The organism is Micromonospora sp. NPDC005163 (assembly GCF_053599835.1).
Window position 1 is genome coordinate 105,562 of record NZ_JBSFYP010000011.1, and the last position, 16,843, is coordinate 122,404.

A 16,843-nucleotide genomic window follows, 5' to 3' on the forward strand; every position below is an offset into this window, starting at 1 on the left:
TGCGTGTGCCTCCGGTGCGGGCCGCGCACCGGCGTCGCGGTGGTCAGTCGCCGCGGGCCTTGCGGGTGGCCCGATCGTTGGCCTTCTCGATCGCCTTGACCAGCTCCGGCTTGGACATGCTGGACCGGCCGGCCACGTCCAGCTCGCGGGCCACCGACATCAGGTGGTCCTTGCTGGCGTTGGCGTCCACCCCACCCGCGGTGGGAGCCCGCCGTTCCGGCCCGCCGCCGGCCGCCTGGCGATCGCTCGGGCCCTTGCGGCCCTTCGGTTCCCAGTGGTCGCCCACCTTCTCGAACTGGTGCTTCACCGCGGCGAAGGCGGTGCGGTGCGACCGCTCCCCCTCGCCGTAGGTCTCCACCGCCGAGTCGTGCGTCTTCTCCCAGGTGCGCTGCGCCTTGTCCGGGGAGCGTCGCAGCGTGCTGGGCAGGTCCTCGCGCCCGGGCATCTCGTCCTCCTCCGTGTCGACAGGATCACCCATGACCGTTCCCCGGTGACGGGGCGGCAAACCATACGCGGCGGCCAGCCGACGGAGGGCGGGTTTGTCGATTTCCCCGCGCGGGTACCGGCCGGGCCAGGCCCGACCGGATGACCGGTCATCCGGCGGCCGGGGCGCAGGGAGCGGGCATGACGACCACGGGTCCCGGTACGACGCTCGGCGGCACACTCGGCACGCGGGTACCCCGGCGGATACGGCAGCTGAGCTGGCGAACCTGGCGTGGGGTGGTGGTCCGTAGCGCGCAGAACTTCGTCACCGACAACTGCTCCGACTGGGCCGCCGCGCTGACCTACTACGGCGTGCTCGCGCTCTTTCCGTCCGCCATCGTGGTGGTGGCCCTGGTCGGCCTGGTCTCCACCGGGGAGCGGACCGTGGACACGGTGGTCGACCTGGCCAAGCAGATGGGCGCCGGGTCGATCGTGGCTGACGACGGCGTGGTCGGGGTGATCCGGGCCGTGGTGGTCGAGCAGAGCAACGCCAAGGTGCTGCTGAGCTTCGGCCTGCTCGGCGCGCTCTGGTCCGCGTCGGGCTTCATCGGCGCGTTCACCCGCGCCTCCAACGCCATCTACGGCGTGACCGAGGGCCGGCCGGTCTGGAGGCTGCGGCCGTTGCAGATCGGCCTGGCCGCGATCACGCTGGTGCTGCTCGCGGTGGTCGCCCTCGGGCTGATCGTCAGCGGTCCGGTCACCGACGCGGTCGGCGACCTGATCAACGCCGGTGGCCTGGCCCGCACGGTGTGGAGCGTGGCGAAGTGGCCGGTGCTCGCCCTGATCATGATGGTGCTGCTGTCACTGCTGTTCTGGATCGCCCCGAACGTGCGGCAGCCCCGGTTCCGCTGGCTCACCCCGGGCGGCGCGGTGGCCCTGTTCGCCTGGGCGGTGGCCTCCCTCGGCTTCGGCCTCTACGTCGCCAACTTCGGCTCGTACGACGCCACCTACGGCAGCCTGGGAGCGGCCATCGCGTTCCTGGTCTGGCTCTACCTGTCCAACTCGGCCCTGATGCTGGGCGTGCAGATCAACGCCGAGGTGCAACGTGGTCGGCGGTTGCAGGCCGGCGACCCGGACCCGGACGAGCCGGTGCTGCCCCGCGGAAGCCGGCCGAGTCCTGAGCGCCGTACCGGGCCTCGTGTCCGATCCGGGGCCGGCCCGAGGGCCCGTTCGTGACCCGGTGCCGGTTTACCGGCCGGGGTGCCGGGTAGCGCAGAAGGCATGGAGCGTGGCAACAGCAAGCACGGACCGAGAATCGACGAGCAGATGAGCCAGGAGGTCAGCGGCCTCGTGCAGGGGCCGGGGACCGGCGGCTCTCGGGTCGACGAGTCCCGCGTGCCGGAACCGGCCGGCGAGGACCAGCCCGAGGCGACCACCGCCCCGGCCGGTGAACTGCGCACCGGCTCCCCGCAGGGGATGAGCTCCGAGGACGTCGAACAGCGCAGCCGGCTGGGCCGGTTCATCACGATGAGCGCCCTGCCCGGCGACCGGGAAACGCTGGTCGCCAACGCGCGCGACAACGACGCGCCGGACGACATCGTGGCCGCGCTGGAGCGGCTGCCCGACGGCACCCGCTACCAGACGGTCTCCGAGGTGTGGGCCGCGCTCGGCAACAAGAACGAGACAACCCGCTGGTGACCGGATCGTCCCCCGATCCGTACGACCGGCGGCCGAAGGAGGATTTCTGATGAGTGGCGTTACCGAACATGTCGACGTGTCAGTCCCCGTTCGCACCGCGTACGACCAGTGGACGCAGTTCGAGGAGTTCCCCGAGTTCATGGAGGGTGTGCAGGAGGTCCGGCAGCTCTCCGAGACGATGACCCACTGGACGGTGGACATCGCCGGGGTGAAGCGCGAGTTCGACGCGGAGATCACCGAGCAACTGCCGGACGAGCGGGTCGCCTGGCGTTCCACCGGCGGCACCCAGCAGGCCGGCGTGGTGACCTTCCACCGGCTGGACGAGGACAAGACCCGGGTCACCCTCCAGCTCGAGTTCGAGCCGCACGGGGTGGTCGAGCAGGCCGGTGACAAGCTCGGCATCGTCGACCGGCGGGCCAAGGGCGACCTGGAACGGTTCAAGACCTACATCGAGCGGCGCGGTCAGGAGACCGGCGCCTGGCGCGGCAGGGTGGACCGCCCGCAGCCGTGATCCCCAGCACCGATATCCGATGGCCGCCGGAGTCCCCGGCGGCCATCGCCGTGTCTCGGACCAAGCACCATCCGTTTGCGATCATCGCGCCCGGGTACCGCTGAAGGCATGACCGACGACAGGGTGTGGCGCGACGAGGAACGGATTCCGCTGGAGGAACTGGAACGGGCCGTGGCGGGCTCCAGCATCGACGGGCAGGCCGACGACGTGACCGGCAACGACGCCGGCGAGGAGGCCGCGTTCGGGCACGGGCCGGCGGCAGCGGACCGCGGCGGTCAGGCCAGGGGCGCCGGCCGGGAGCCGACCGACCCGGACCGCGCCTACCGCCCCTCCACCACCGGCAGGACCGGACCGGACACCGGCTGACCAGCCCCACTGGCCTCACCGGCTGCACCGGCCGCCGTACCGGTTCCGGCCGGAGCGGGCGACGTGGGCTGATCCGGCCCGGCCACGGCGGGCACCGGCCGCTCCGGGCCGGGCCGGCCGGCGCCCAACTCGTAGAGCACGATCAGGGCCAGCGCTAGCACCAGCAGGGCTGGGCCGAGCACCTGCACCGACACGTTGCCGATCAGCACGCCGAGCGCGGCCGGAACGAACGCGGCGCCCAGGCCGGCCGCGCCGATCTGGAGCCCGATGGCCTGGTCCGCGTGCGCCGCACCGACCCGGTCGGCGGTGGTGAGGGTGAGCAGCGGGAACACCGGCGCGGCGGCGAAACCGACCACGACCAGACCGAGCACGGCCAACGCGCCCGGCCCGGGTACGGCGATCAGCACCGCACCCGCCGCCATCCCGGCCAGGCTGCCGCGCAGCACCAACCAGGCCCCCAGCCGCTCGGCCACCACGCCCTGCACCACCCGGCCGACGAAGAGACTGCCCCAGTACGCGGAGACGCAGCCACCGGCCACCACGGCGCTCAGCCCGCGCCCCTCGGTCAGGAGCAGGAACGCCCACAGCCCGGCGGACACCTCGATGGCCACGTACAGCGCGAAGGCGAGCGCCCCCGACCAGACCGCGGGCAGCCGCAGCGTGGCCCGGATCGGGACCTTCACGGCTGGCGGGGCGGGCGCGGCACCCGGCTCGGTGGGGCCCGGGACGCGGCGCCGCCAGGCCCGCACGGTGAGGGCGAACGCGGTGGCGAGGGCGAGCTGGGCGGCGGCCACGATGCCGTACCCCCACCGCCAGGCCAGCCCCGCGCTCAGCACCGCCGTCATGATCAGCGGGCCGATCGCCACCCCCAGCCCGAAGAAGGCGTGCATCCAGTTCATGTGGCGCGGACCGAAGGCCCCGGCGGCGTACGCGTTGAGCCCGGAATCGATCGCGCCGGAGCCCAGACCGAGCACCAGCGCGCAGCCCACCAGCACGGCCAGCCCGGGGCTCGTGGCGTACCCGGTCAGCGCCAGGCTCGACAGCAGGGTGCTACCGGCGAGCAGCGCGCCCACCCCGACCCGGGCCAGCGTGAACCCGGCCAGCACGCTGGAGGTCAGGTAGCCGACGGTGCCCGCGGTGAGCAGCAGACCGACCGCCTCGGTCGGTACGCCGAAGTCGGCGCTGATCGAGGGCCAGCCGACGCCGAGCAGGCTGTCGGGCAGGCCGAGACTGACGAAGGCGAGATAGGCCAGCAGGAGCAGCGAGGCGCGGGGTGGCGCAGGTGCGGTGGACACGGAACATCATCCTGCCGCAGCCGCACCTTACCGCCAGCTCCGGCCGGTCGCCCGCGGTGACAAGAAGTGGTGCCCGGACGGTCGAGAAAACGGACAGCTCATCCAGAATCGGCCGATCGGACGACGGCAAGCCGACCGGATCGCGCAAGACTTTCGGGATGCATCAAGGCTCCGGAATCCTCTCCACGCGTCAGCGCCGACTCGCCTGGCTCGGCTTTCTGCTCGCCGCACTGCAGGCACCGGTCTCCGCCTGGCTCGTCTCCGACGAGTCCTGGCTGTTCAGCCTCTGCGTCGCGCTGATGGTGGCCACCGTGATCATCGCCGACGACGCGGCGCGGCGCCGACCGGCGGACACGGCCGGGGACTAGCCTTCGCTGCCCGGCCGGGCCTCGTGCCCTGGCCGGCCCCGGCTGCGGCGTCGCTCCTTCATCTCCGCCTCGTAGAGGTGGCGCCGCCCGCCCACCAGCTCCTCGCGGGCCTGCCGGTCCAGCTCCCGGAACAGCGCGTGGTAGCCGTCGTCGAAGTCCTCGACGATCTGGAACGTCCACCGGCCGGCGATGACGTTGCGGCCCAGCAGCTCGGTGTCGATCCGGTCGGCGAGCCGCGGATGCCCGGCGGCGCGGAACTGCTGCACCGCGTCGTCGAGCATCAGGTCGGCGTGCCCGATCAGCTGGTGCAGCGAGTACAGGTGCCCCCGGGCCCGCTCGACGCACTCCAGCGCCTCGCTGAGCTTGCCGAGCGCGGCGACCGTCGCGTCGCTCACCCCGGCCGGCCGGCGATGTTGCTCGTCCGGCCCGTCCGCCTGCTGTCCCATCCGTTCCTCCGGTGCTCTGTGCCGCCGTGTGCCGTGGTTCTCCTGCTGCCCCGTCTGTGCCGGATCAACCCTCGCGGTCAGCCCGAGTCGGCCGGTGGCGCAGCCGACACCCGCCGAGCGGCCGAGGTCGGCCCGGTCACCGGTCGGTTAGCCTCGGTCACCATGCGTGTGCCGTTCAACCGGGTCGCCTCCCGTACCGCCGTCGACTCGGCGCGGTCCACCCTGGCCGCTCTCACCGTCTCCGTGGGCACCGCCGGGCTCGCCGCCGCCGCCGCGCGCCCCGGGCTGCTGGCGCTGGTCGACCAGCACGCCGCCGCCGTGCGGGACAGCCTCGACGGGGACCGCCGCCCGTTGACGGCCGCGGCGCTCGCCGGCTACGCGGAGGGGGTCCGCGCCGCCGCCGACGAGCACGGGTGGGTGCCGCCGAGCGGCCCGGTGGACTGGAGCGAGCCGGAGTGGCCGCTCACCCGGCTGGTCGCGGTCTGCGCCCTGGCTCGCGCGCTGGACCGAACCTGACGATCTGCCGAACGGGCGGGCCGCCGCCGCAGGGTCGACCGGCCGCAGCAGCGGGCACCGACCGGTAGCGCGCGGGGAGGGCGCCCGCGCCGTGCGCGGAACACCCTCCCATCGACCGCGTGCTGCTCTACCCCGCTACGGGCGGTACTGCGTCGCCTGCTCCTCGACCTGCGGCATGGCCTGGGTGCGGTCGCCCGCACGGTCGGCCATCTGCCGCTCCATGTCACCGCGACCGGCCGTGGTCGCCCGCCGGTTCTCCTGCACCGCCCGAGCTTCCTCGGCCGCCCGGTTCAGCCAGCCCTCCCACCGGTTCTGCATGGGCCGCACCAGGCCACCACCGACACCGATGATCAGGATGCCGGCGACCGTGGCGAGCACGGCGATCAGCACCGGCGTGGTGACCGTGGTGGCGATACCCACCTGGTTCAGCGCGGCGATCACGCCGAGCGCGATGATGAAGATCGCCGTCAGGTCGGCCAGGACCTTGCCGTACGAGAGCCCGCCCAGCGCCCCGGTGACCAGATCCCGGACGGCGTTCGCGATCGCGGCCGCCACCACCACGATGACGATCGCCACGAATGCGCGCGGCAGCCAGGCCACCACGCCGCTGATCAGGTCACTGATCGCGTTGGGTCCCCAGACTCCGAACGCGAACTGCAGCGTGAACAGCAGTACCGCGTAGTACGCCAGTCTGGCGAGGATGTCGCTCGCGTCGTACTTCGTTCTCTCCAGTGCCCGTTTGATGCCGCCGCGTTCGACCGCCTCGTCGAAGCGCACCCGTTCCAGCACCGTGTCCACGATCTTCAGGACCGCTCTGGCGATGAGCCAGCCGACCACGAGGATCACGATGAAGGCCACGGCCTTCGGGATGAAGAGCAGCACCGACCTCCAGGTGTCGGCGATGGCGTCACCGATGTCGGCCTGCCCGACCGCGAGGGTTTTCAGCATGATGTCCCTCCTGTCGCATGGACTGCGTCGGGCGCATACCCGGCCACCGGTGCGGCAGTCCGCGCGGGTCGCCACGTTTTTTCCGACAAGTCGCCGGACAGGGCTGTGAACTGCTCGAACAGGCACCGCGTCGGCGCTCGCCACGACCCGCGGCCATGATCGGATGCGGCTCTCCGGCAGCCGGCTAGGCTGCGAACATGCCAGGAACGGTCGGGCGAGTTCCCACGCCAGCAACTCCGGTGCCGGGGGCATCCACCGGACCGGGCGCTGCCGCCGTGCTCGGCCATGACTGGGCCGGCACCTCGCTCGGCCCGCCCGAGCGGTGGGACCCGGCGATCCGGGCCGTGGTCGATCTGATCCTCGCCTCCCCGATGCCGATGGCGCTGGCGTACGGCGACGACCTCGTCCTGCTCTACAACGACGGGTACGCCGAACTGCTGGGCAGTAAGCACCCCACGGCCCTCGGCCGCCCCTCCGCCGAGGTGTACGCCGAGATCTGGGCGCTGCCCGGTGTCGGCGAGGTGATCGAGCACGCCTACCGGCAGGGCGTGCCGTTCCTGGAGAAGGAGAGCGCCCTCCCGATGGTCCGTGGCCGCTCCGGCGTCGCCGAGCAGGCCGTCTTCACCCGGAGCTACTCCCCGGTCCGCGACAGCACCGGACAGATCGTCGGGATGCTGCCGGTCGCCGCCGAAACCACCCCCGTCACCAGGCAGCTGCAGAGCCTCAGCGAGGTCGCCGCCGCGCTCGCCGGCACCCTCACCCTCGACGACGTGGCCCGGGTGGCGCTGCGCTACGCGATCACCACCTTCGACGCCGACCAGATCGCGTTCGCGGTCGATGAGGGCGGCGGCGGATGGCGGATGGTGCGCCGGGTGCGCGGTGAATTGATGGACGAGGCCGACGAGCGCCTGCCACCGCTCTGGCGGCGCATCCCGGCGGACTGGTCGACCCCGGTGGTGGAGGCGGCCCGCTCCGGCGGTCCGTCGTTCACCCGGGACGGGCAGCCGCTGCGGGAGACCGCGGTGGACCGCCACGACCAGAAGATCCGCTCGCTGGCCGCGGTGCCGCTGGGCACCTCGGTGGTCCGCGGCGGGCTGGCGGTCGGCTACCAGGTGCCGCACACCTGGTCGGCCGCCGAGCGGGCGCTGCTGGCCGCCTCGGCCGAGTTGATCGGCCAGGCGGCGGAGCGGGCCCGACGGTTCGAGACTCAGCACGGCACCGCCCAGTTGCTGCAACGCAGCATGCTGCCGGCGAACCTGCCGGACCTGCCCCGGCTGCGGATCGCGGCCCGCTACGACCCGGGCGTGGACGGCAACGCGGCCGGCGGGGACTTCTACGACGCGTTCCTGCTGCCCACCGGCGGGCTCGGTGTCGTGCTGGGCGACGTCGCGGGGCACGACGTACAGGCCGCCGCACGGATGGGACAGGTCCGGGCGGCGCTGCGCGCGCTGGCCCTGGCCGACCCGACGCCGGACGCGGTGCTGGCCGGGCTGGACCGGCTGGTGACCAGCCTCGGCGCGGAGGCCGGCACGCACGAACTGTTCGTCACCGTGGTGTTCGGGGTGGTCGACGCCGATCGGCGCGAGTTCACGCTGGCCAGCGCCGGGCACCCGGCGCCGTTGATCCGCCGCTGCACCCCGGACGGTCGCTCACACGCGGAGTACGTGGAGATGCCGATCGGCCCCCCGCTCGGGCTCGGCGGCCGGCCGGCCACCACCACCGTCGCGTTCCGCCCCGGCGACACCCTGCTGCTGTTCAGCGACGGTGTGGTGGAGCGCCGCAGGCAGAGCCTCACCGTCGGGCTGGACGCGCTCGGCGACGCGGTCGCCAAGGCCGGCGGCAGCGACCCCCGTGCGCTCTGCGCCGTGGCCACCGCCGCGGTCCCCGGCGGCACCGAGGACGACGTGGCCGTGCTGGCGGTCGAGCACGCGCTCAAGCCGAGCCGCTCGGCGAGCATGGAAGTGCCGGCGGAGCCGACCGCCCCCAGCCGCGTCCGGCACTGGATGACCGGCCAGCTCGCCGAGTGGCAGGTGCCCGAGGCGGTGATCGGCGCGGCGGTCCTGTGCACCAGCGAGCTGACCACCAACGCGCTGCTGCACGCCGGCACCGCCGCCCGGGTGGAGATCGACCTCAGCCCCGAGCGGCTGCTGGTCTCGGTCGCCGACTCCGGCACCCGGGGCACCGTGACCCGGGCCCGCACCGACACGTTGAGCAGTCGCGGGCGAGGGCTCGGCCTGATCGAGCAGCTCAGCGACGCCTGGGGCACCGACCCCTCGGTCCGCGGCTCCACGGTCTGGTTCGAGATCCTCGTCCCGCCGACCGAGGGTCACTGAGACCCGGGTCGAACGCGCCAGGGCCGGAGGGTCAGCCGGCCACCGAACGGGTAGGAGGACGCCCATGCGCACCGACCGACCCGCCGGGGTCCTCTTCGACGTCGATGGCACGCTCGTCGACACCAACTATCTGCACACCGTGAGCTGGTGGGAGGCGCTGCGCCAGTCCGACCAGCCGGTGCCGATGGCGACCGTGCACCGGTCGATCGGGATGGGTTCGGACAAGCTCCTCGACCACCTGCTCGGCCCGGAGCGGGACCGCGACGCCGACGCGAAGCTGCGCGACGCGCACGACACCCTGTACGCCGAGTACTGGGAACGGCTGACGCCGCTGCCCGGGGCGGCGGACCTGCTGCGGGCCTGCGCCGAGCGGGGTCTGCGGGTGGTGCTGGCCACCTCCGCCGCGGAACACGAGGTCAGCGCGCTGCGCCGCGCGCTGAACGCCGACGACGTGGTCGACACGGTCACCTCGTCGGCGGACGCCCAGCAGAGCAAACCGGCCCCGGACATCCTGGTCGCCGCGCTTCAGCAGTCCGAGTTGGCCGCCGAGCGGTTGGTCTTCGTCGGCGACTCCGTCTGGGACGTCGCGGCGGCCGGCAAGCTGGACATCCCGTGCGTCGGGTTGACCTGCGGCGGCACCAGCCGGGGCGAGCTGGCCGGCGCCGGCGCGGTGGCGGTGTACGACGACCCGGCCGCGCTGCTGGCCACGTTGGACGATTCGCCGGTCACCCGCCCGCGCTGAGGAACCGTTCCTAGGGACTGAGCACGAGTTGCGTGTTTTCAGCCGCGTGTCCCGAACGGTGTTGGGCACGCTGGTCTCCCGCGTTCGCCCCGTATCCGGCGCGCACGGATCGTGTCCGCGGTCCGAAGTTACGGGGGCGGGTTCCCTCGCGCTCAGGGTCACCCGGTCCGGCCTGGACGGTCCGATGCCCCTGCCCATCACTCTGGTGAGCTGGGGGCGGTGCCGTCCGACGCCGGATCGGGTGACCCTGGGCGCGTCGTCCGATCGCCACGGCGGCGGCGTCGTGGCGAGTTGCGGTGCGGGTTCTGCTGGTTAGGGGCTTCTGCCAGTGCTGGGCGCCCCACTTGGAGGTGTATGCGGGGTCGACCGCGACGATCGCAATGCCGGGCGCCTCGGCCATCGACGTGAGCCGGGCGCGCAGCTTACTGACAGGCATCCCGGATATGAGACTGCGGAACCGTTTGCGGCGGCCGTGCTTCTCCCGGGTCTTCTCCGCTTCGAAGTTCAGGTCCTCGATGGCGACAGCTTTCACGCCGCAGACCTTCACCCAGTTCAGCAGCCGAGTCAGGGCGTGACGCAGCTGGGCGTCACGGTGCTCGGCGGTGCCGGACAGGTCGTAGTGGAACCGGCGTGGGTTGCCGACTGGATTGCCGTGAACGTCGAGCCGCCAGGCGGCGATGTGATCGGCATTGGTATCCACCCCGATCGCGCCGTCGGCGAGGGCGGCCTGCAGCGGGACCGTCTTGGTGGGCGCGTACTGCCAGGACGCGGTGATGTACCAGCGTCCGCGCCGCGCGTCGTGGTGGATACGGTAGGCGACCGCCCGGTTGGTCTCGATACGGTCGACCCACTCCTGGCCCCGATGTGGGAACCGCGCCTTCGCCGCGAGGACATACCGGCCGTGGGGGGCGTTCGCCAGTCCGGCCAGCGGTGCGGGCAGTCTGATCGACGCTTCGCCGCCGGGGGTGACGCGGATCGTCTCGTTGCCGTACCGCTTACCCGACTCCCCGTCGGCCTGAAGGAACCAGCGCTGCGCTTCCCAGCGGTCGCGCCACTGCGCCCCGGTCAGTCCAGCCTGGGCCAGGTTGTGGCGGTTGCGGGCGAGCCGCTTCCCGCCGCGCATCACATGCACGACCCCGGCCTCACGGTCGGCCCGCTCCCGCTCCAGCCGCTCCATCAGCACGTGCAGACGGCGACTCTTGGCGAACCACTCCTGCCGACTGCGGTAGCCGCCCGGTACGCCCTTGGTGCCGCGCTGGCCGACCGGCAGGGACAGCCGATGTCGAATCATCGCGACCCCAGCTTCGAGGTTACCGATGTGTACTAGCTGGCACCTGCGGGCCAGCGCCCACTGGTCGTGCGTGGCCTTGGTGATCGCCCCTGCCCACCGGGCCGACGAGCCAGGCGTCAGGTCGCGCTTACGCGCCGCCCACGCGTGCGTGGAGTGCTCCAGCCGGTCGGCACACCGAACCTTGAGGTCCTTCGCCGCGAGCGAGCCCAGGTGTGCACCCACCAGGCGCAGGATCTCCTCGTCTCGCGCCGTGAGACCTTTGAGGCGGTCGCGGATGGCGACCCCGGTCGGGCCGAGGGCGACGAACGGCTCGTCGATCGAGCGGAGGTCAGCCATGTTCGGCGGCCTCCAGCGCCTTCCTGGCCCGATTGCGGGCCGACCTGCGCCCGTACAGGCGAGCACAAAACGACGTCAGCACCTCAACCATGTCGCGGACCAGGTCGTTATCGACCTCGCCCTCGTCCAGCACCACCAGCCGGCGACCGTGGGCGGCCAGCGCGGCCTCGACCAGTTCGACGTTCATGCGACCCAGCCGATCCTTATGTTCAACCACGACAGTGCTCACGTCCGGGTCGGCCAGCAGACGCCGGGCCTTCGACCGGGCGCCGTTCATGCCCGAGCCGATCTCGGACTCCACACGCACCACCCGGTGGCCGGCCTTGGCCGCCCACCCCGACAGTCGGGCAACCTGGCGCTCCAGATCGGTCTTCTGATCGTGGGACGAGACCCGGGCGTACAGACCCAGGCCACCCGTGGAGGCCGGCGCGCTGTTGGCGTCCACATTCACCAAAATCATGCGGGGGCCAACCCGCTGAGCCGGGACCGGCAAGGTGCCCTGACGGAACCAGCGATACGCCGTGTGGGGACTGATCCCCTGCGCACGTGCCCACTCCGTCAGATTCACAGGAGCATCATACGCAACTATAGTCACCCCGTGCACACTCATGCACGCTCGGCGGCCAACAGGTCGCGACCCTCCTGTTCGGCTCGTCGCGGAGGCTTACCCGTACGACTCGCGGGGCATGGTGTGTCACCACCTGCCCGCAACCCGTGGGCACGGTCGGAGGGTGGCACGGTGGAGCCGGTAGACGTGGCGTTCGCGCTGGTGGGCCTGGGCGCCCTGCTCGCAGGGATCCTGCCCCGGGTGCTGGAGCGGCGGCCGCTGTCCATGCCGATCGCCTTCCTCGCCCTGGGGATGCTGGTCTTCCTGCTGCCGGTCGGACTGCCCACACCGGACCCGCTGGCCCACCCCGAGCTGACCACCCACCTGACCGAGATCGGGGTGATCGTCGCCCTGATGGGCGCCGGGCTCAAGATCGACCGACCGTTGAGCTGGGCGAAGTGGTCGTCCACGTGGCGCCTGCTGGTCATCGCGATGCCGCTGTGCATCGCGGCGGTGGCGCTGCTCGGCTGGTGGTGGGCCGGGCTGGTGCCGGCCGGCGCGCTGCTGCTGGGCGCCGCCCTGGCCCCGACCGACCCGGTGCTCGCGGCCGACGTGCAGGTCGGCGAGCCGACCGACGTGGAGGACTCCGAGGATGAGGTCCGTTTCGCGTTGACCTCCGAGGCGGGCCTCAACGACGGGCTGGCGTTCCCGTTCGTCTACGCGGCCATCGCCTCGACCAGCCTCGCGCCGCGGGACTGGCTGGTCGACTGGTTCACCGTCGATGTGCTCTGGAAGGTCGGCGTCGGGGTCGGCGGCGGCCTGCTCATCGGTTGGTTGCTCGGCAAGCTGTTCTTCCGGGCGCCCAGCCATCTGCGGCTGGCCCGGCACGCCGAGGGTTTCCTGGCGTTGGCCGCCACCTTCCTGGCGTACGGGCTGGTGGAGGTGGTCGGCGGGTACGGGTTCCTGGCGGTGTTCGTGGCCGCCCGCGCGATCCGGGCCGCCGAGCGGACCCACGAGTTCCACTCGGTGCTGCACGACTTCGCGGAGCAGATCGAACGGCTGCTCACCCTGGTGCTGCTGCTGCTGCTCGGCGGCGCCATCGTCGGGGGCCTGCTCGCTCCGCTGACCTGGCCGGCTGCGGCCGTCGGGGTGGCGCTGGTGTTCTTGGTCCGGCCGCTGGTCGGCTGGTTGTCGCTGCGGGGCGCGCCGGGCCGGCCGGCCGAGCATTGGGTCATCTCGTTGTTCGGCATCCGCGGTGTGGGCTCGTTCTACTACCTGGCGTACGCGACCACGAAGGCGGACTTCCCGCAGGCGGAGCTGCTCTGGGCCACGGTCGGGCTGGTGGTGCTCGTCTCCGTGGTGGTGCACGGCGTCGCGGCGACCCCGGTCATGCAGTTGCTGGACCGTAAGGGCGCACGGACCAGCGACCCGGCCGAACGAGGCGTGCCCGCCCAGCGCGTCGCCGGCCACGCCTGAGCCCCGGCCCATCGGAAACCGGCGGCCAGCCGGCGGTCGGCGTCCTCAGCTGAGGCGGGCCGCCAGGGCACGGCCGAGGTCCCGACCGGAGCGCCAGGCGCTCTGCACCCGGGGCTTGCCGAACGCGTCGCCGGCCAGGCCGATCCCGTCGGCGTCCAGGTGATGGGTGCCGCCCCCGGCGGTGGTGGGCTTCGCGTACGTCCATCGGTGCACGTGCACGTCGGCCGCCACCTCGGGCAACCCCAGCAGGTCCCGGACCGCATGCTCGATCACCGGGCCGGCTCCGGTGGGCTGGGCGAGGTGCCCGGCGGCGAACTCCGGCACGGTGTGCGCGACCAGCACCGGGGCGCCGTCGCCCCGCCGGTCGCCGTCGTCGCAGACCAGGCTGAGCACCGGGTGGTCGTTGACGAACGCGCCCCGGAAGTCCGGCCAGCGCCGGGTCGGGAAGCGCAGCACCGCGGCCAGCGAGGGCGACCAGCGCTGCGCCTGCGCGACGCGGGTGGCGTCGGCCAGGGCCGGGTCGAGCAGCAGGGCGGCCTGCGGGCCCGGCATGGCCAGGGCGACCGCCGCGCACGGCTGCCCGTCCACGACCGGCCCGGGTTCCACGGTGAGCACCAACCGGTCGACGGTCACCGGCACCGCGCCGGCCAGGTGTTCGACCAGTGAACGCAGTCCGCGCGGCGCGGCGAAGCGCATCGGCCCGGGCACGTCGCGGCGCCCGTCCTGGTCGTACGCCTGGAAGGTGTCGGTCCATTCGCGGACCAGGCCGGCGGCGCGCCACTGCTCGACCAGCGCGGCGAAGTCGGGGTCGCTGGCGGTGAAGTAGGCGGCGCCGATGTCGGCGGGGCGGCCGTCGAAGCGTTTGCTGGCCATCCGGCCGCCGCGGACGTGCCCCCGCTCCCGGACCTGCACCGGCACCCCGGCCGCGGCCAGCTCCACGGCGCAGGCCACCCCGGCGATGCCCGCTCCGACCACCACCACACCTGACCGGTCCACGCTCATCGGGTGATCGTAGGTGCCGGCGGACGCGCCGAGCAGGCATGAACGCGCGAAGATCCGGGTATTGGCACGCTTGTTCGAAGAGAGGGTGATGACGCTGACGGACCGCAGCAACCAAGCGCGACCGGGGTCAGCGGCGGGGCAGCCGGTGCAGCTCGACCCGGGTCAGGCGGCCGGCGTCCACCTCGGCCGTGAGATAGGTGGCGTGGGGCTGGGCGCGGCGGTCGGTGGGTGAGCCGGGGTTGAGCAGGCGTAGGCCACCGGGGGCTTCGGTGTCCCAGGGGATGTGCGAATGCCCGAAGAGGAGCAAATCGACGTCGGGGAAGCGGGCCGCGCAGCGCTGCTCGCGGCCGGCCCGGGGGCCGGTCTCGTGCACCACGGCCACCCGCAGGCCGTCGAGGTCAGCCCGGGCCACCTCCGGCAGCCGGGCGCGCAGCGCCGGGCCGTCGTTGTTGCCGTACACCCCGATCAGCCGACGGGAGCGCGCGGTCATCGCGTCGAGCAGCGACTCGTCCACCCAGTCGCCGGCGTGCAGCACCACGTCCGCCGCCTCGATCGCCTGCCAGAGCGGCCCGGGCAGATCCCGGGCCCGCTTCGGTAGGTGGGTGTCCGCCGTGAGCACCAGCCGCATCCCGGCATTGTCCCCCAGCCCGCTCAGGACCGCGTCGGGGTGAAGTGCGGCGGTGGCACGCCGCGATGCCGCAGCGCCGGGTCCCGTTCGACGTCCGTGAGCTGACCGGCGGCGTTGATCAGGCCGATGTGCGAGAACGCCTGGGGGAAGTTGCCCATCTGCTCGCCGGTCAGCGGGTCGATCTGCTCGGCGAACAGGCCGAGGTCGTTGACCCGCCCGGCCAGCCGGCGGAACAACCCGTGCGCCCGGTCCAGTTCCCCTCCCATCGCCAGGCAGCCCACCAGCCAGAACGAGCAGATGACGAAGCCCGCCGGGTCGCCGTCCCAGCGTCGCAGCAGGCCGTCGTGGGACAACCGCCGCTCCACCGCTCGGACCGTCGCGCGCATCCGTGGGTCGTCGGCCGCCAGGAAACCCACCAGTGGCATCACCAGCACCGAGGCGTCCAGGTCGTCGGATCCGAAACTCCCGCTGTACGCACCGAGCCGGTCGCTCCACCCCTGCTCCAGTACCGTCGCGCGCACCTCGTCGCGGGCGGCCGCCCAGCGTTCCACGTCCTCCGGTCCACCGAGCTCGTCACCGAAGCGGACCGCGCGGTCCAGCGCGACCCAGCACTGCACCTTCGAGGACACGTGGTGGTGTTCGATCCCGCGCTCCTCCCACATGCCCGCGTCCGGTTTCCGCCAGTCCACCACGGCCTGGTCGGCGAGCACCCGCAGCACGTTGCGCACGTCCGGCTCCATCGGCTCCAACTTGTCGCGCATCAGCCAGGCGGCGTCCAGCGCCTCGCCGAAGATGTCGGTCTGCCGCTGCCGCCACGCGTCGTTGCCGATGAGCACCGGCGGGCTGCCGCGGTACCCGGCGAGGTGCTCCAGGCGGTGCTCGGTGAGGTCCCGCTCCCCCTGCACCCCGTACATGATCGGCACCGGTTCGTCGCCGATCCGGCCCATCGCCCGGCTCACCCAGGAGAACTGCCGCTGCACCTCGTGGAAGCAGGCCGAGCGCCACAGCGCCCGCAGGGTGAGACTGAAGTCGCGCACCCAGACGTAGCGGTAGTCGTAGTTCCGGTTTCCGCCGAGCTTCTCCGGCAGCGAGGTGGTCGCCGCGGCCACCACGGCTCCGCTGGGCCGGTACGTCATGCCCTGCACCACCAGCGCGCTGCGTCGCACCTGTTCGGAGTAACACCCCCGGTATTCGTGCTGTTCGACCCAGGACCGCCACCCGGCGGCCGTGTCGGTGATCGTCCGATCGGCGTCCGGCACCTCCGGCGCCGGCGCGTCGTAGGTCGGGGCGTACCCGAGCGTGAAGTTGTGGATCGAACCGGCGCGGGCGGTGAAGGTGCCGGTGGCCTCGCCCTCGCCACAGCACAGCGGCACACTTCCCCGCAGGGTGAGCCGCGCCGCCCCGGCGACGGCATCCAGCATGCCGCCCCGCTCCACGAGGAACGCGGTGGTCCGCCCGTACTCGAAGCGTGGCCGGTAGTGCACCCGCATCGGGACCTCGCCGGAGAGGCCCCGCACGCTGCGGACCAGCACCTGCGGCGAGCACATCCCGATGTCGTGGCCGCGCGCCCCGGGCTCGAAGGCGAGCGCGTCGGTCAGCGCCACCTCCCCCTGCCCGGTGCGGAAGACGGTCCGCAGCACCAGGGTGTCGTCGAGGTAGCAGCGATCGACGCTGAAATCGCCCTCCGGCCGGATCGACCAGTGCCCGGCGTCGTCGTCGAGCAGTCGCCCGAACACCGACGGCGCGTCGAACCGGCCCGGGCACCACCAGTTCACCGAGCCCGAGCGGTCCACCAGCGCCGCGCTGCGGCCGTCGGCGAGGAAGCCGTGGTCGCTGATCTGTCCGCTCCGCACCCGGTTACCTACCCGGGGCATCCAGGCGCATTCCTGGCGGGCGGCACGGCATCCACCCTGGTTG

Annotated in this window: 18 protein-coding genes; 9 read left to right on the forward strand and 9 right to left on the reverse strand. The window is 72.7% G+C overall.

Going from position 1 to position 16,843, the window contains the following annotated elements; all coding sequences use genetic code 11:
• Positions 1 to 43: 43 nt before the first annotated feature.
• A complete protein-coding gene (locus ACWD6N_RS10960; protein ID WP_354964331.1) occupies positions 44 to 445 on the reverse strand; it encodes a ChaB family protein in 402 nt (133 codons plus the stop codon).
• Between the two features lie 179 nt (positions 446 to 624).
• Here ACWD6N_RS10960 and ACWD6N_RS10965 point away from each other — a divergent pair, with 179 nt between their 5' ends.
• The 4 genes from ACWD6N_RS10965 (at position 625) to ACWD6N_RS10980 (ending at position 2,998) form a co-directional block, all read left to right on the forward strand.
• Positions 625 to 1,659 carry a YihY/virulence factor BrkB family protein gene (locus tag ACWD6N_RS10965; RefSeq protein ID WP_450004677.1) on the forward strand — a complete coding sequence of 345 codons (1,035 nt, stop codon included), beginning with the start codon at positions 625 to 627 and terminating at the stop codon, positions 1,657 to 1,659.
• 45 nt (positions 1,660 to 1,704) lie between these two features.
• On the forward strand, positions 1,705 to 2,121 hold the full coding sequence (locus tag ACWD6N_RS10970; RefSeq protein WP_354964116.1) for a DUF2795 domain-containing protein: 417 nt from the start codon (positions 1,705 to 1,707) through the stop codon (positions 2,119 to 2,121).
• 49 nt (positions 2,122 to 2,170) lie between these two features.
• The gene (locus ACWD6N_RS10975; protein ID WP_354964115.1) at positions 2,171 to 2,632 is read left to right on the forward strand and encodes an SRPBCC family protein; all 462 of its coding nucleotides are present in this window, start codon (positions 2,171 to 2,173) and stop codon (positions 2,630 to 2,632) included.
• 108 nt (positions 2,633 to 2,740) lie between these two features.
• On the forward strand, positions 2,741 to 2,998 hold the full coding sequence (locus ACWD6N_RS10980) for a hypothetical protein (RefSeq protein ID WP_354964114.1): 258 nt from the start codon (positions 2,741 to 2,743) through the stop codon (positions 2,996 to 2,998).
• Here ACWD6N_RS10980 and ACWD6N_RS10985 read toward each other — a convergent pair.
• Complete coding sequence (locus tag ACWD6N_RS10985; protein ID WP_387325809.1) at positions 2,953 to 4,293, reverse strand: MFS transporter; 1,341 nt, start codon at positions 4,291 to 4,293, stop codon at positions 2,953 to 2,955. The genes ACWD6N_RS10980 and ACWD6N_RS10985 overlap by 46 nt on opposite strands.
• A 158-nt stretch (positions 4,294 to 4,451) precedes the next feature.
• On the opposite strand from ACWD6N_RS10985, the gene ACWD6N_RS10990 reads away from it, so the two are divergent.
• A complete protein-coding gene (locus tag ACWD6N_RS10990) occupies positions 4,452 to 4,661 on the forward strand; it encodes a hypothetical protein (RefSeq protein ID WP_354964112.1) in 210 nt (69 codons plus the stop codon).
• On the opposite strand, the gene ACWD6N_RS10995 is transcribed toward ACWD6N_RS10990, so the two are convergent.
• On the reverse strand, positions 4,658 to 5,107 hold the full coding sequence (locus tag ACWD6N_RS10995) for a hypothetical protein (protein WP_354964111.1): 450 nt from the start codon (positions 5,105 to 5,107) through the stop codon (positions 4,658 to 4,660). The genes ACWD6N_RS10990 and ACWD6N_RS10995 overlap by 4 nt on opposite strands.
• A 162-nt stretch (positions 5,108 to 5,269) precedes the next feature.
• On the opposite strand from ACWD6N_RS10995, the gene ACWD6N_RS11000 reads away from it, so the two are divergent.
• A complete protein-coding gene (locus ACWD6N_RS11000; RefSeq protein ID WP_354964110.1) occupies positions 5,270 to 5,623 on the forward strand; it encodes a DUF6401 family natural product biosynthesis protein in 354 nt (117 codons plus the stop codon).
• A 135-nt stretch (positions 5,624 to 5,758) separates the two neighbouring features.
• On the opposite strand, the gene ACWD6N_RS11005 is transcribed toward ACWD6N_RS11000, so the two are convergent.
• On the reverse strand, positions 5,759 to 6,571 hold the full coding sequence (locus ACWD6N_RS11005; RefSeq protein ID WP_089016725.1) for a mechanosensitive ion channel family protein: 813 nt from the start codon (positions 6,569 to 6,571) through the stop codon (positions 5,759 to 5,761).
• Between the two features lie 197 nt (positions 6,572 to 6,768).
• On the opposite strand from ACWD6N_RS11005, the gene ACWD6N_RS11010 reads away from it, so the two are divergent.
• Positions 6,769 to 8,904, forward strand: a complete 2,136-nt coding sequence (locus tag ACWD6N_RS11010; RefSeq protein ID WP_450004678.1) for an ATP-binding SpoIIE family protein phosphatase — start codon at positions 6,769 to 6,771, stop codon at positions 8,902 to 8,904.
• A gap of 64 nt (positions 8,905 to 8,968) precedes the next feature.
• Positions 8,969 to 9,646 carry an HAD family hydrolase gene (locus tag ACWD6N_RS11015; RefSeq protein WP_354964108.1) on the forward strand — a complete coding sequence of 226 codons (678 nt, stop codon included), beginning with the start codon at positions 8,969 to 8,971 and terminating at the stop codon, positions 9,644 to 9,646.
• A gap of 10 nt (positions 9,647 to 9,656) precedes the next feature.
• Here the strand turns inward: ACWD6N_RS11015 and ACWD6N_RS11020 are convergent, their stop codons facing one another.
• Together ACWD6N_RS11020 and ACWD6N_RS11025 are read right to left on the reverse strand one after the other, a co-directional pair.
• The gene (locus ACWD6N_RS11020; protein WP_354964107.1) at positions 9,657 to 11,273 is read right to left on the reverse strand and encodes a hypothetical protein; all 1,617 of its coding nucleotides are present in this window, start codon (positions 11,271 to 11,273) and stop codon (positions 9,657 to 9,659) included.
• Positions 11,266 to 11,841: an IS607 family transposase gene (locus ACWD6N_RS11025; RefSeq protein WP_354964106.1), complete on the reverse strand. Its 576-nt coding sequence runs from the start codon at positions 11,839 to 11,841 to the stop codon at positions 11,266 to 11,268. Before ACWD6N_RS11025 ends, ACWD6N_RS11020 begins: the two co-directional genes overlap by 8 nt.
• A gap of 171 nt (positions 11,842 to 12,012) precedes the next feature.
• Here ACWD6N_RS11025 and ACWD6N_RS11030 point away from each other — a divergent pair, with 171 nt between their 5' ends.
• Entirely contained in the window at positions 12,013 to 13,296 is a 1,284-nt protein-coding gene (locus tag ACWD6N_RS11030; RefSeq protein ID WP_387325818.1) for a cation:proton antiporter domain-containing protein, read from the forward strand.
• A 45-nt stretch (positions 13,297 to 13,341) separates the two neighbouring features.
• On the opposite strand, the gene ACWD6N_RS11035 is transcribed toward ACWD6N_RS11030, so the two are convergent.
• From ACWD6N_RS11035 to ACWD6N_RS11045, 3 genes are all read right to left on the reverse strand, one after another.
• Positions 13,342 to 14,277, reverse strand: coding sequence for an NAD(P)/FAD-dependent oxidoreductase (locus ACWD6N_RS11035; protein WP_387325900.1), 936 nt, complete (start codon positions 14,275 to 14,277; stop codon positions 13,342 to 13,344).
• Positions 14,278 to 14,425: 148 nt separating this feature from the next.
• A complete protein-coding gene (locus tag ACWD6N_RS11040; RefSeq protein WP_354964103.1) occupies positions 14,426 to 14,926 on the reverse strand; it encodes a metallophosphoesterase family protein in 501 nt (166 codons plus the stop codon).
• A 23-nt stretch (positions 14,927 to 14,949) separates the two neighbouring features.
• Entirely contained in the window at positions 14,950 to 16,779 is a 1,830-nt protein-coding gene (locus ACWD6N_RS11045; RefSeq protein WP_387325821.1) for a glycoside hydrolase family 15 protein, read from the reverse strand.
• Between the last annotated feature and the right edge of the window lie 64 nt (positions 16,780 to 16,843).